The sequence below is a fragment of the Micromonospora sp. NPDC049060 genome (genome assembly GCF_040649055.1).
Classification (GTDB): Bacteria; Actinomycetota; Actinomycetes; order Mycobacteriales; family Micromonosporaceae; genus Micromonospora; species Micromonospora reichwaldensis.
Map to the genome: position 1 here is coordinate 1 of NZ_JBEZEV010000127.1, position 14,076 is coordinate 14,076.

The window sequence follows — 14,076 nt, forward strand, 5'->3', positions numbered from 1 at the left end:
CCGAACCCGGAAGCTAAGCCCTCCAGCGCCGATGGTACTGCACTCGGGAGGGTGTGGGAGAGTAGGACGCCGCCGGACAATCTTTCAGTTCAGGGCCACCCCCTTCGGGGTGGCCCTGAACTGCGTTACGGCCCATTTGATGCGTGGCCGGGAGCCGAATCCTGCGGGGACCGGAGGCCGAGAGCCGGATACCCCGAGACCGGAGCAGGGCCGCTCGGGCGGCGGAATCGTTTCAGGCCGGGGCCGCGGGTTCCCCCGCCAGGCGCCGGGGACACTCCGCCCGCACCACCTTGGACTCCGCCCGCACCACCTAGGCTCCGGCCGCGCCACCAGGGCTTCGCCTGCACCACGTGGACTCGGGCCGCGCCACCAGGGCTCCGCCTGCACCCACCTGGCCTCGGGCCGCCGCCACCTGGCCTCGGGCCGCACCACTTGGGACTCGGGCCGGGCGGCCAAGGCGTCAGCCGCGGGTCTGGATCTCCTCGCGCATGGCGCGGAACAGCCCGCCGGCGTCGTCGACGGAGCGACCCGGGAACATCGCCATCACCACGCTGCCGTGGTCGGCCCACCCGCAGACCGCGAAGTCGCCGCCGTCGCCGCTGGTGGTGCCGCACTTCATCACGCCACCGAAGCGCCCGGCGGGCACCTTGCGCAGCCCCGTCACCTTGCCGGTCTCGTCGGTCAGCAGGCCGAAGAGGCTGTCCAGGTCCCGCTCCGGCTGCCAGAGCAGGGTCGTCCCGCCGAAGACGAGCACCGAGCGCTTGTCGTCGGCGGGATCCCGGTAGACGGTGCCGAAGCTGCTGTCCAGGTCGATGTCGGCGGCGAACCCGCTGCGCAGGTAGTCGGAGGTGCTGCGGGCCCGGTCGCTGTCGTCGCGTACGAGGCCCGCCACCCGGTCCGGGGTGGCCAGATCGGCGTCCTTCTGCTGGGCGACCCGCCAGCCGGCCGTGCCGAGCACCGCGGCCCCCGCGATTCCGACCACCGCCGCCACGGCCCACGCCACCCGCCGGCGCCCCGACCACGGCCCCCGCCGCTCCGGGGCGCTCTCCGGGTCCCGGTTGCTGAGCTGGATGGGCTCGTCGGTCAGGTCGATCGGTTCGGGCCCGTCGGCGACCGGGCGATCGGTGAGATGTGCGTCGGACATAGCCGACACCGTACGCGAACGGCAGGTGGCGCACGTCGGGTCCCGGGAAGCGCTCCGTAGACTTTCAGGGTGACCGAGAGACTGGATGCCCGACGCCCCGACGCCCCGACCCTTGCCGGCCAGTACCAGCCCGGCGAGGTGGAGCAGCGACGGTACGAGCAGTGGGTAGCCGCCGGCCACTTCCGGGCGTCGGCGGACAGCGACAAGCCCCCCTTCACCATCGTCATCCCGCCGCCCAACGTCACCGGCTCCCTGCACATGGGCCACGCGCTGGACCACACCGTCCAGGACGCGCTGGTGCGGCGCAAGAGGATGCAGGGCCACGAGGCGCTGTGGCTGCCGGGCATGGACCACGCCGGGATCGCCACCCAGAACGTGGTCGAGCGGCAGCTCGCCGGCCAGGGCCTGTCCCGGCACGACCTGGGCCGGGAGAAGTTCGTCGAGCGGGTGTGGCAGTGGAAGGCCGAGTCCGGCGGTGCGATCCTCGGGCAGATGCGCCGCCTCGGCGACTCCGTCGACTGGGACCGTGAGCGCTTCACCATGGACGAGGGCCTGTCGCGGGCCGTCCAGACCATGTTCAAGAAGCTCTACGACGACGGGCTGATCTACCGGGCCAACCGGATCATCAACTGGTGTCCGCGCTGCCTGACCGCGCTGTCGGACATCGAGGTGGAGCACACCGACGACGACGGCGAGCTGATCTCGATCCGGTACAGCGACGACGTCGTGGTCGCCACCACCCGGGCCGAGACGATGCTCGGTGACACCGCGGTCGCCGTGCACCCGGACGACGAGCGCTACCGGCACCTGATCGGCACCGAGGTGGCCGTGCCGTTGACCGACCGGCGGATCCCGATCGTGGCCGACGAGCACGTCGACCCGAGCTTCGGCACCGGCATGGTCAAGGTGACCCCCGCGCACGACCCGAACGACTTCGAGATCGGCCAGCGGCACGACCTGCCGTCGCTGACGATCATGGACGAGCGGGGCGTCATCACCGCGCACGGCCCGTTCCAGGGCCTGGACCGCTACGAGGCCCGCCCGGCGATCGTCGCCGCGCTGCGCGAGCAGGGCCGGATCGTCGCGGAGAAACGGCCGTACGTGCACGCGGTGGGGCACTGCTCCCGGTGCCGGACGACCGTCGAGCCGCGGCTGTCGCTCCAGTGGTTCGTCAACACCGCCCCGCTGGCCGAGGCCGCCGGCGACGCGGTGCGCGACGGCCGGGTGAAGATCGAGCCGGCGGAGCTGGCCAAGCGGTACTTCGCCTGGGTCGACAACATGCACGACTGGTGCATCTCCCGCCAGCTCTGGTGGGGCCACCGCATCCCCGTCTGGTACGGCCCGGACGGCGAGATCGTCTGCGTCGGCCCGGACGAGGAGCCGCCGGGCGGCGAGGGCTGGCACCAGGACGAGGACGTCCTGGACACCTGGTTCTCCAGCGGCCTGTGGCCGTTCTCCACGCTCGGCTGGCCGGAGCAGACTCCCGACCTGGCGAAGTTCTACCCGACCAGCGTGCTGGTCACCGGCTACGACATCCTCTTCTTCTGGGTCGCCCGGATGATGATGTTCGGCCTGTACGCGATGGACGGCCGGCCGCCGTTCCACACGGTGGCCCTGCACGGCATGGTCCGCGACCAGCACGGCAAGAAGATGTCCAAGTCGTTCGGCAACGTGGTCGACCCGCTGGACTGGATCGACCGGTACGGCGCCGACGCCACCCGGTTCACCCTCGCCCGGGGCGCCAACCCGGGCGGGGACGTGCCGGTCAGCGAGGACTGGTGCCAGGGCTCCCGCAACTTCTGCAACAAGCTGTGGAACGCCACCCGCTTCGCGCTGCTCAACGGTGCGCACACCGAGGGGCCGCTGCCGGCGGCCGACACGCTGTCGACGGTCGACCGGTGGATCCTGTCCCGGCTGGCGCACGTCACCGCCGCCGTGGACGAGCAGTTCGAGGCGTACGAGTTCGCGAAGGTCTGCGACCTGCTCTACCACTTCGCCTGGGACGACGTCTGCGACTGGTACGTGGAGCTGACCAAGCCGGTGCTCGCCGAGGGCGGCCCGGCCGCCGAGGCGACCCGCCGGGTGCTCGGGCACGTGCTGGACCAGCTGCTGCGGCTGCTGCACCCGGTGATCCCCTTCGTCACCGAGGAGCTGTGGACCGCGCTCACCGGCGGCGAGACGGTGATGACTGCCGCCTGGCCGGTCGCCGACCGTACCGGAGTCGACGACGCCGCGGAGGTCGAGGTCGGCACCCTCCAGCGGGTGGTGACCGAGATCCGACGGTTCCGCTCGGACCAGGGGCTGCGCCCGACGCAGCGGGTCGCCGCGCGGCTCGACGGCCTGGCCGCCGCCGGCATCGCCGCGCACGAGCCGCTGATCCGGTCGCTGGTGCGTCTCGACGCGGCCGGCGACGGCTTCCAGGCCAGCGCGACGCTCGCCATGCCCGGCGAGGTCAGCGTGGCCCTGGACACCCGGGGGACGATCGACGTGGCCGCCGAGCGGGCCCGGCTGACCAAGGACCGGGCCGCCGCCGAGAAGGAGGCCGCGCAGGCCCGGGCGAAGCTCGGCAACCCGGCGTTCGTCGACAAGGCGCCGGAGCCGGTGGTCGCCAAGATCCGCGACCGGCTCGCCGTCGCCGAGGCCGACCTCGTCCGCATCGACGCCGCTCTGGAGGCGCTGCCCTCGTGACCGACCGCACCGATTTCGCCGCCGTCGAGGCCGAGCTGGCCGAACGCGGGTTCACCCGCATGGCCTTCGAGCTGGACAAGATCGAGTCGCTGCTGGACCTGCTCGGCAGCCCGCAGCGGGCGTACCCGTCGATCCACCTGACCGGCACCAACGGCAAGACCTCGACGGCCCGGATGATCGACTCGCTGCTGCGGGCGTTCGGGCTGCACACCGGCCGCTACACCAGCCCGCACCTGGAGAGCGTCCGGGAGCGGATCAGCCTGGACGGCGAGCCGGTGGACGAGGGACGGTTCGTCGCCACGTACCGGGAGATCGAGCCGCTCGCCCGGCTGGTCGACGAGCGCTCGGCGGAGCCGCTGACGTACTTCGACATGACGACCGCGCTGGCCTTCGCCACCTTCGCCGACGCCCCGGTGGACGTGGCGGTGGTCGAGGTGGGTCTCGGCGGCGCCGAGGACGCCACCAACGTGATCCAGGCCGGGGTGTGCGTGCTCACCCCGGTCGGGCTGGACCACACCGAGTGGCTCGGCGACACCATCCAGGACATCGCGCTGGCCAAGGCGGGAATCATCCACAAGGGCGCGACGGTGATCTCCGCGGCGCAGGAGGAGGAGGCCGCCGGGCCGATCCTGGAGCGCTGTGCCGAGGTCGGCGCGACCATCGCCCGGGAGGGCGCCGAGTTCGGGGTGCTGCGGCGGGCGGTCGCCGTCGGCGGGCAGGTGCTCACCCTCCAGGGCCTCGGCGGCGTCTACGAGGAGGTGTTCATCCCGCTGCACGGCGCCCACCAGGCGCAGAACGCGGCGGTGGCGCTGGCGGCGGTGGAGGCGTTCCTCGGCGCCGGGGCGAAGCGGCAGCTCGACGTCGAGGCGGTCCGGGAGGGCTTCGCCACCGCCAGCTCGCCCGGGCGGCTGGAGCGCGTACGCAGCGCGCCCACCATCCTGCTCGACGGGGCGCACAACCCGCACGGGATGGCCGCCACGGTGACGGCCCTCCAGGAGGAGTTCGCCTTCAGCAAGCTGGTCGCGGTGGTCGGCGTCCTCGCGGACAAGGACGCGGCCAGCCTGCTGGAGCTGCTGGAGCCGGTGGTCGACCAGGTCGTGGTGACCCGCAACAGCTCGCCCCGGGCGCTGCCCGCCCGGGAGTTGGCCGCGCTGGCGGCGGAGGTCTTCGGGCCCGAGCGGGTGGAGGTGGCCGAGGAGATGCCGGACGCGATCGAGGCGGCGGTGGCGATGGCCGAGGAGGACGTACCGGGGGAGCTGAGCGGGGTCGGGGTGCTGGTCACCGGGTCGGTGGTGACGGTGGCCGACGCCCGTCGGCTGCTGAAGCGATGACCGGGCCGGAGCGCGCCCCCGCGGGCGACGACCGCCCGACCGGGGCACCCGGCGACCTCCCCGCCGGTACGTCGGACGGCACCCCTGACGACGGCGCGGTCCGGACGGCCGACGGCAACCCCGCAGGGCGCCCGCCGCGCCGCTCCGGGCTGCGCAACCCGGAGCGGGCGGTCCGTGGCCTCGGCGCAGGCACGCTCAGCCTGGAGGCGCTGGTGCTGGTGCTGGCCATCCAGCCGATCCGGGTGGTCGGCGGCGACCTGGGCGGCGCCGCGATCGGGGCCGTGGTGGCGCTGGCCGTGGCGGCGGTGCTGCTCGCCGGCATGATGCGCCGGCCGTGGGCCTGGCACGCCGGCACCGCCCTGCAGGGACTGCTCATGCTGGCCGGCCTGCTGCACTGGTCGCTGCTGGTGCTGGGGATCGTCTTCGCCCTGGTGTGGGGCTACGCCCTGCACGTGCGCCGGGTCATCCTGGGCTGACGGCCAGGCCTCGGCGAGCTGGGCTGACAGGTCAGGCCTCGGCGCGTTCCCGCCACTGGGTGAGGGCGATGCCGTGGCCGTCCGGGTCGCGGAACGCCGCCGCCCACACCTCCAGCTTCGTGCCCCGGTTGACCACCCGGGGGGCGTACGTGAACCGGACCCCCGTGCCACGCAGCCGCTCGTAAGCGGAGCCGATGTCGTCGACCTCGAGGTTGACGTGCACCAGCCGGCGGCTGATCGGCGCCGCCTCGGTCACCTCGCGCAGCACGAGGCGGGTCGTCCCGGAGGAGAGGACCGCGTTGCCGGAGCCCCGGTCGACCTCGGCGAAGCCCAGGTCGCGGTAGAAGTCCAGCGAGCGGGGCAGGTCGGTGACCAGCAGGGTCAGCCCCACGCCGGCGATCGGCGCCCCGAACTCGTCGCCGGCCGCCGCGGTCTCCCCGGCCTCGTCGTCGGCGTCGGTCGCCGGACCCGGACCCGGACCGAAGATCGCCTCGTCCAGTTCCTCCGGGCTGATCCGCTCGTCGCGGACCCGCTCGCGCGGCGGGGCGGGATCGTCCAGGGGCAGGTCGAGCGGATCCGCCGGCGCGGACGGGTCGGGGCGCTCGCCGGGCGCGTCGAACCGCTCCTCGGCGGGCGGGCGGGGCGTCGGGGTGGCCCGGCGCGGCAGGGTGCCGGTGGTGGGCTGCTCGACGAGCGTGCCCTCCAGCACGACCGGCCCACCCGGACGCTGGTGCATCACGACGGGCTCGCGCTCCTCGGGCCGCCCGACCCGGTCCCCACCGAGCGGATCGCCCAGCGGATCCCCGACGGGGTCGCCCAGCGGATCGCCCACCGGCGCCCGGAAGTCGTCCCGGTAGTCGTCGCGGTAGTCGTCCCGGAAGTCGTCGTCCGGCGCCCGGTCCGCCCACGGCGGGGCCTCCTGCTGGATCAGCACGTCGTCCAGCGGCTCGGTGCCCGCGTACTCGGGCGGCAGGTCGGCCGCGACGGCGGCGGCGGTCTCCGCGTGGGTGGGCACGTCGTCCCAGAGCACCCGGACGTGGCGCTGGTCGTCCAGGGCCACCCGGATCGGCAGCGTCTGGCCCAGCGACGGCCACTTCGCCACCGGCACCCGCGGCTCGATGATCTTCTTGGACCGGGGCGGCAGCCCCGGGGCGTCGATCACCAGCTGGAGTTCGCAGCGGCCGAAGGCGTACTGCGTGGGCGGCTCGGAGGCGCTGTGCACGTGCCCTTCGCCGATCACCCAGGTGCGACCGCCCCCGCGCACCGTGGCCAGCGCGATGGCCAGCACCAGCAGGGCGACGCCGAGCGCCACGATCGCCCAGCTCGTCATGCCCAGGCCGAAGAGGACGACGAAGGTGGCCACGGTGCCCAGCACCGCGGCGATCAGCTTGCGTACCGGTGCGATGGGCCGGTTCCCGCCATTCGCCACAGTGGACCTCCCGAGGGTCAAGGGCCAGGCTAGGCCGGATCGGCCGCCGGAGGAAGGACCGGCCGCCGCGCCGGTGCCGGGACCGGGTCGCTAGGCTGACCGTACCCAGCCCGACCGTCTTCCGCGCACAGGAGGAACCCAGCGTGTCCAGCAGCAGCCCCGATGAGCGCACCCTCGTACTGATCAAGCCCGACGCGGTCCGCCGCGGGCTGGTCGGCGAGGTGACCTCCCGCTTCGAGCGCAAGGGGCTGCGGATCGACGCGATGGTGTCCCGGACGATGGACGCCGCGCTGGCCGACGAGCACTACGCCGAGCACGTCGACAAGCCGTTCTACCCGCCGCTGAAGGACTTCATGACCGGCGGCCCGCTGGTGGCGCTGGTGCTCTCCGGCGACCAGGTCATCGACGTGGTCCGCGGGCTCGTCGGCGCGACCGACGGGCGTCGGGCGGCGGCCGGCACGATCCGCGGCGACCTCTCCCTGTCCAACCGCGAGAACCTGGTGCACGCCTCCGACTCGCCGGACAGCGCGAAGCGCGAGATCGCGCTCTGGTTCCCCGAGCTGGTCTGACACACCCGCCGTCGCGGGGCCGGTGCGCGTCGCGCGCACCGGCCACCTGCGTCGCCTCGCGGACCGTCACACCTCCGTGGGGAGGTCGGTGCGGCAGGTCACGGCGATCCGGTTCCACACGTTGATGGTGGCGATCGCCATCAGCAGGTCGGCGAGTTCCTTCTCGGACCACACCTTCGCCGCCGCGTCCCAGACGTCGTCGGGCACGCCGTGCTCGCCGAGCCGGGTCACCGCGTCGGTGAGCGCCAGCGCGGTCCGCTCCCGCTCGTCGAAGAAGGGCGCCTCCCGCCAGGCGGCGACGGCGAAGAGCCGCCGGTCCGACTCGCCCGACGCCAGCGCGTCCCGGCTGTGCATGTCGACGCAGAACGCGCAGCCGTTCAGCATCGACGCCCGCAGCTTCACCAGCTCCAGCACGGTGTGTTCGACGTTCGCCCGGACGTACTTCTCCAGCCCCAGCACGGCCTGGTACGCCTGCGGTGCCACCTCGGCCACGTTGATCCGTTGCATGACGGCCCTCCTCGGTCCGGTCTGTGTCGTCACCCATCCGACGACGCGCGCAGGCACGGCGTGACACCGGCGGACGTGAGCCCGGTCACGCCGTTCGACGGCGGGTCGGCTCCGCCGGACGGCCAGGAGAGCCCAGCGGCGGAACCGCCACGACGGAGCTGCCCCGAGCCGCCGGCGGACCTCGTGGGCCTGCCGGACGGCGTCGGGGCAGATACCGACCCGCCGGCGGTCGGGATGAGCGCCGCGCGGATCCAGCGGTGTCAAGGTGACCTCGTCGGTGCCGATCGGTCCGAGCGGGCCGAACAGCTCCCCGTTGCCGACCGTCGGGTCGACGCCGCGGACCGCGTCCACCTACCGGCACCGTGGCCGCGACCACCCCGTGCGACAGCGGTACGTCCGTCGTCGCCCACCGCCTTCACCACGTCGGTGCTCACGCCCGGCACGTTAGGGGAGCACGACGCCGGTGGGAACGAATTCGGCTCTAGCCGAATGCTCAGGCCGAGGCGATGACGGGCTCGTCGCCCACCAGCTGGACGAGCGCCAGGCCGGCCGGTTCGAGGCCGTACAGCACCCGACGGCCCACCCGGCGGCGGTGCACCACACCGGCGGAGAGCAACGCGGAGAGGTGCTCCGAGACGGTGCTCGGTGCCAGCCCGAGGGTGGCGGCGAGACCGGCCGTGGTGGACGGCCGGGTCAGCGCCCTGAGCACCTGGGCCCGAGCACGTCCGACCAGGACGGCCAGCCGGTCGGTGGCCGTTGCGGGGGACGCGGCCCGGCCCGAGCCCTCCTCGGCGAGCAGTGCCGCGCCGCGCGCCTGGTAGGAGACGGCGACGATCTCCGGGTGGTCGGTGGAGCAGGAGAGCGCGCCGCGAGAGAAGATCAGCGGGATCAGTAGCAGCCGCTGGTCGACCGCCTCGATCTGCCGTTCCGGCGGCTTCATGAGGGTGAGGACCGGATTCTCCCAGCGCACCCGCTCGTGCAGGTCACCAAGGAGCGCGTCCGGACCGTCCGCGGCCAGTGCGCGGGCCCGGTGCAGCACCTCCTCGTCCAAGGCCGCCCGCATCGCCGGCCACCAGGGGCCGATCGCGGCGTCCCAGTAGGCCTCGATGCCGCCCGCCAGCCGGTCCAGCGCGGTCGACCGGTCGGTGACGAACGGGATCAGCCAGCCGGGCAGGTCGTCGGGGCGGTGGTAGCGGGGGATCTGTTCGGCGATCACCTCGGCGGGCGTCGCGCGCAGCGCGGCCAGTTCGTCGGCCAGGGTCGGGGTCGACGACGGCGGGATCGGGGTCAGGAAGTCGGGCGCGCTGTGGCCGGAGGCGAGCAGCAGCCGGACCGGCGCGGTCGCCGGCACCTCGCCGAGTACCTGCCGGGCGTGCCGGGCCCAGCCGGTGTACGGCCAGGGTGCCTCTCCCGGGTTGCGGTGCAGCAGGTAGAGGCTGGTCCACACCTCCCAGAGCGGGCTGATCGCGATCCGGGTGCGCGCGAGCGTCGGCTCGTCCAACCTGATCCGGATCACCCCGTCACCCTAGGCACCGGTCGCCGGGCGGGTTTACTCGGCGGCGATCTTTCGGGGTGGTCGGGTAACCTTGGCGGTCGTAAGGCGATGACCCGGCCATCACCGGCGAGCCTCCGGAAGAACAGCCGGTTCACCCCGGCCCAGTAGAACCGGACGGGTCCGGCCCGTCACAGCCGGCCAACGAGCGGGCGGTCGATCCTGGCCGCCAAGCGGGGTGGTACCGCGGGCCTGCCCGGGGGCGCCGTCGAGGCGTACCCGAGAAGGCTCGTCCTCGCAGACCCACACGACAGTGAGCTGCGCGAGGAGAGCGACCCCCGATGGTCTATCCGTTGCACGAACCGACCGCCGCCGGCGTTCCGGCCAGCCCGGACCTGCCCGCGGTCGAGCGCCGCGTGCTGGAGCACTGGACGGCCGACAAGACCTTCGAGGCCTCCGTCGAGGCCAGGCCGGCCTCCGGCCGGCAACCGGAGACCACGGACGCAGCCGTTGGCGGTGTCGCAGGCGACGCCGACAACGAGTACGTCTTCTACGACGGCCCGCCGTTCGCCAACGGCCTGCCGCACTACGGCCACCTCTTCACCGGGTACGTGAAGGACGTCGTGCCGCGCTACCAGACGATGCGCGGTCGGCGGGTGGAGCGGCGCTTCGGCTGGGACTGCCACGGCCTGCCCGCCGAGGTGGTCGCCGAGAAGCAGCTCGGCATCACCAGCAAGGCGGAGATCCTCGACCTCGGCGTGGCCCGGTTCAACGAGGCGTGCCGCTCCTCGGTGCTGGAGTTCACCCACGACTGGGAGCGCTACGTCACCCGGCAGGCCCGCTGGGTCGACTTCGCCAACGACTACAAGACCCTCGACCTGGACTACATGGAAAGCGTCATGTGGGCCTTCAAGACCCTGCACGACAAGGGCCTGGTCTACGAGGGCTTCCGGGTGCTGGCGTACTGCTGGCGCTGCGAGACGCCGCTGTCGAACACCGAGACCCGGATGGACGACGTCTACCGGGACCGGCACGACCCGACGCTGTCGGTCTGGTTCGCGCTGACCCCCGACGAGAGCGCGCCGGAGCTGGTGCGCGGGCCGGTGCGCCTCGGCGTCTGGACCACCACGCCGTGGACCCTGCCGTCCAACCTCGCGCTCGCCGTCGGCCCCGACATCGAGTACGCGGTGCTGGAGCGCGACGGGCAGCGGTACGTCGTCGGGGCGGCGCGGCTGGCCGCGTACGCCAAGGAGCTGGAGGGCTACGAGCAGGTCGGCACCGTCTCCGGCCGCGACCTGGCCGGGCGCCGCTACACCCCGCTGTTCGACTTCCTCGTCGAGCAGGCCGGCCCGAACGCCTACCAGGTGCTCGGCGCGGAGTTCGTCACCACCGAGGACGGCACCGGGATCGTCCACCTGGCCCCGGCCTTCGGCGAGGACGACCAGAACGTCTGCAACGCGGCCGGCATCCCCACCATCGTCACGGTGGACGACCACACCCGGTTCACCGCGCTGGTGCCGCCGTACGAGGGCGAGCAGGTCTTCGACGTCAACAAGCCGGTGATCCGGGAGCTCAAGGAGCGGGGGGTCGTCCTCAAGCAGGACACCTACACCCACTCGTACCCGCACTGCTGGCGCTGCGACACCCCGCTGGTCTACAAGGCGGTGTCGTCGTGGTTCGTCGCGGTGACGCGGTTCAAGGACCGGATGGTCGAGCTGAACCAGCAGATCAACTGGACGCCGGGGCACATCAAGGACGGCTCGTTCGGCAAGTGGCTGGCCAACGCCCGCGACTGGTCGATCAGCCGGAACCGGTTCTGGGGCTCGCCGATCCCGGTGTGGAAGTCGGACGACCCGAACCATCCCCGGGTCGACGTCTACGGCTCGCTGGAGGAGATCGAGCGCGACTTCGGCGTACGCCTGAGCGACCTGCACCGGCCGGCGGTGGACGACCTGGTCCGCCCCAACCCGGACGACCCGACGGGGAAGTCGACGATGCGCCGGGTGCCGGAGGTGCTGGACTGCTGGTTCGAGTCCGGCTCGATGCCGTTCGCCCAGGTGCACTACCCGTTCGAGAACCGCGACTGGTTCGAGCACCACTACCCGGGCGACTTCATCGTCGAGTACATCGGGCAGACCCGCGGCTGGTTCTACACCATGCACGTGCTGGCCACCGCGCTGTTCGACCGGCCGGCGTTCCGCAACTGCCTCAGCCACGGCATCCTGCTCGGCTCCGACGGGCGCAAGATGTCCAAGAGCCTGCGCAACTACCCGGACGTCTACCACGTGTTCGACTCGTACGGCTCGGACGCGATGCGCTGGATGCTGATGTCCTCGCCGGTGCTGCGCGGCGGCGACATGGCGGTGACCGAGCCGGGCATCCGCGACGCCGTCCGGCAGGTGCTGCTGCCGCTGTGGAACGTCTGGTACTTCTTCTCGCTCTACGCCAACGCCGACGGGTACACCGCGAAGCGGAACACGACGAGCACCCACCTGCTCGACCGGTACGTGCTGGCGAAGACGAACGAGCTGGTGTCGACGGTCCAGGAGCAGATGGACGCGTACGACATCTCGGGTGCCTGCGTGACCGTGCGGTCCTACCTGGACGCGCTGACCAACTGGTACGTGCGGCGCTCCCGGGACCGGTTCTGGTCGGGCGACGCCGACGCCTTCGACACGCTGTGGACGGTGCTGGAGACGCTGTGCCGGGTGGTGGCGCCGCTGGCACCGCTTACCGCCGAGGAGATCTGGCGCGGCCTCACCGGCGAGCGGTCGGTGCACCTGACCGACTGGCCGTCCGCCGGGGAGTTCCCGGCCGACCACGAGCTGGTCGCGGCGATGGACGCCACCCGGGAGGTCTGCTCGGCGGCGCTGTCGCTGCGTAAGGCCAAGGGCCTGCGGGTGCGGCTGCCGCTGGCGAAGCTCACGGTCGCCTCGCCGGTGGCGGCGCAGCTGCGGCCGTTCGGCGACCTGGTCGCCGACGAGGTCAACGTGAAGGCGGTGGAGTTCACCGACGAGGTGTCGGCGTACTGCCAGCAGGTGCTGACCGTGGTGCCGCGCGCGCTCGGCCCCCGGGTCGGCAAGCAGGTGCAGCAGGTCATCAAGGCGGTCAAGGCCGGGGAGTGGGAGCTGGTCGACGGCGCCCCGGTCGCCGCCGGCGTCACCCTCGTCGAGGGCGAGTACGAGCTGCGCCTGGTCGCCGCCGACGCCGAGCACTCCGCGCCGCTGCCCGGCGGCGAGGGCGTGGTCGTGCTGGACACCGAGGTCACCCCCGAACTGGCCGCCGAAGGGCTGGCCCGGGACGTCGTCCGGGTGGTGCAGCAGGCCCGCCGCGACGCCGACCTGGACGTCTCGGACCGGATCGTGGTGGCGTTGTCGGCCAGCGAGGAGGTGCGCGCGGCGGTGGCCGCGTACACCGACTTCGTGGCCCGCGAGGTGCTGGCCGACTCCGTCGACTTCGCCGACGGGGTGGACGGCTTCGCCGGGGAGGTCGGCGAGGGCGAGCGGGTGACCGTGGCCGTCCGCAGGGTATGAGTCGGTGAGACGGGGGCGGTCCGGCGGAGTGTCGCCGGACCGCCCCCACCGGCCCCGACAGGCCCGCTCACCAGGCGGTCGACCCGCCACCCGGGCGACGACGCGTGGACCCGTCGGTTACGGTGACACCGCCTGTTCGCACACACTCCGCCGGAGGACCAGTGCCCCTGCTCTACACCATCGGCAAGCTCACCGTGGCGCCCGCGCTCCGGCTGGCCTTCCGTCCGACCGTGGAGGGGTTGGAGCACATTCCGGACACAGGGGGTGCGATCTTCGCGGGCAACCACCTCTCGGTCGCCGACGAGCTGTTCCTCGGCACCGTGGTCCCCCGGCACCTGGCGTTCTGGGCCAAGTCGGAGTACTTCACGGGCACCGGCCCGAAGGGCGCCCTCTCCAAGCACGTGCTCACCGGCCTGGGCGCCATCCCGGTCGAGCGGGCCGGCGGTCGGGCGGCGCTGTCCGCGTTCGACGCCGCCATCCCGGTGCTCAAGGCCGGCGACCTGGTCGCGGTCTATCCGGAAGGGACCCGGTCGCCGGACGGCCGGCTCTACCGGGGGCGTACCGGGGCGGTCCGGCTGGCGGTGGCGGCCGGCGTGCCGGTCATCCCGGTCGGCATGACCGGCACCGACAAGGCCCAGCCCATCGGCACCCGGGTGCCCCGCCCCGGCCGCGCCAAGATAACCATCCGGTTCGGCAAGCCGCTCGACTTCACCGGCCGGTCGGACGACCGCACGTCGTTGCGCGAGATGACCGACGAGGTCATGGCCGAGATCCAGAAGCTGACCGGCCAGGAGTACGTCCCCCGCTACGCCCCGCCGCGCGGGCACTCCGCCACCCCGGGCGACGCCCCGGCCTGAGCCCGGGCGCGGGGCGGCCGGAGCCGCGCCGCTGCTCCGTCGCGAGCGTG

Annotated in this window: 10 protein-coding genes; 6 read left to right on the top strand and 4 right to left on the bottom strand. The window is 73.0% G+C overall.

What is annotated here, in order from left to right:
- Positions 1-460: 460 nt before the first annotated feature.
- Complete coding sequence (locus AB0B83_RS28540; protein ID WP_357580753.1) at positions 461-1,144, bottom strand: hypothetical protein; 684 nt, start codon at positions 1,142-1,144, stop codon at positions 461-463.
- A gap of 69 nt (positions 1,145-1,213) precedes the next feature.
- Between AB0B83_RS28540 and AB0B83_RS28545 the strand changes: the two genes are divergently transcribed.
- Genes AB0B83_RS28545 through AB0B83_RS28555 form a run of 3 tightly spaced genes read left to right on the top strand, consistent with a single transcriptional unit; the run spans position 1,214 to position 5,639 of the window.
- On the top strand, positions 1,214-3,832 hold the full coding sequence (locus AB0B83_RS28545; RefSeq protein WP_357580754.1) for a valine--tRNA ligase: 2,619 nt from the start codon (positions 1,214-1,216) through the stop codon (positions 3,830-3,832).
- Positions 3,829-5,163, top strand: a complete 1,335-nt coding sequence (locus AB0B83_RS28550) for a folylpolyglutamate synthase/dihydrofolate synthase family protein (protein WP_357580755.1) — start codon at positions 3,829-3,831, stop codon at positions 5,161-5,163. The genes AB0B83_RS28545 and AB0B83_RS28550 overlap by 4 nt, the downstream gene beginning before the upstream one ends.
- Entirely contained in the window at positions 5,160-5,639 is a 480-nt protein-coding gene (locus AB0B83_RS28555) for a DUF4233 domain-containing protein (protein ID WP_357580756.1), read from the top strand. Before AB0B83_RS28550 ends, AB0B83_RS28555 begins: the two co-directional genes overlap by 4 nt.
- 31 nt (positions 5,640-5,670) lie before the next feature.
- Here AB0B83_RS28555 and AB0B83_RS28560 read toward each other — a convergent pair whose 3' ends face one another.
- A complete protein-coding gene (locus AB0B83_RS28560) occupies positions 5,671-7,068 on the bottom strand; it encodes a VOC family protein (RefSeq protein WP_357580757.1) in 1,398 nt (465 codons plus the stop codon).
- 143 nt (positions 7,069-7,211) lie between these two features.
- Here AB0B83_RS28560 and ndk point away from each other — a divergent pair, with 143 nt between their 5' ends.
- Positions 7,212-7,637: a nucleoside-diphosphate kinase gene (gene ndk / locus AB0B83_RS28565; RefSeq protein ID WP_357580758.1), complete on the top strand. Its 426-nt coding sequence runs from the start codon at positions 7,212-7,214 to the stop codon at positions 7,635-7,637.
- Positions 7,638-7,703: 66 nt separating this feature from the next.
- Here ndk and AB0B83_RS28570 read toward each other — a convergent pair whose 3' ends face one another.
- Entirely contained in the window at positions 7,704-8,144 is a 441-nt protein-coding gene (locus AB0B83_RS28570; RefSeq protein WP_311414979.1) for a carboxymuconolactone decarboxylase family protein, read from the bottom strand.
- A gap of 493 nt (positions 8,145-8,637) precedes the next feature.
- Positions 8,638-9,660, bottom strand: coding sequence for an ArsR family transcriptional regulator (locus AB0B83_RS28575; protein ID WP_357580759.1), 1,023 nt, complete (start codon positions 9,658-9,660; stop codon positions 8,638-8,640).
- A 317-nt stretch (positions 9,661-9,977) separates the two neighbouring features.
- Between AB0B83_RS28575 and ileS the strand changes: the two genes are divergently transcribed.
- Positions 9,978-13,169: an isoleucine--tRNA ligase gene (gene ileS / locus AB0B83_RS28580; RefSeq protein WP_357580760.1), complete on the top strand. Its 3,192-nt coding sequence runs from the start codon at positions 9,978-9,980 to the stop codon at positions 13,167-13,169.
- A 161-nt stretch (positions 13,170-13,330) separates the two neighbouring features.
- On the top strand, positions 13,331-14,026 hold the full coding sequence (locus AB0B83_RS28585) for a lysophospholipid acyltransferase family protein (protein ID WP_357580761.1): 696 nt from the start codon (positions 13,331-13,333) through the stop codon (positions 14,024-14,026).
- Positions 14,027-14,076 lie beyond the last annotated feature (50 nt).

Bases quoted from the DNA above. Each gene is read 5' to 3' on its own strand.
- ileS (WP_357580760.1), top strand. From the start codon at position 9,978: ATGGTCTATCCGTTGCACGAACCGACCGCCGCCGGCGTTCCGGCCAGC.
- AB0B83_RS28540 (WP_357580753.1), bottom strand. From the start codon at position 1,144: ATGTCCGACGCACATCTCACCGATCGCCCGGTCGCCGACGGGCCCGAA.
- AB0B83_RS28570 (WP_311414979.1), bottom strand. From the start codon at position 8,144: ATGCAACGGATCAACGTGGCCGAGGTGGCACCGCAGGCGTACCAGGCC.
- AB0B83_RS28555 (WP_357580756.1), top strand. From the start codon at position 5,160: ATGACCGGGCCGGAGCGCGCCCCCGCGGGCGACGACCGCCCGACCGGG.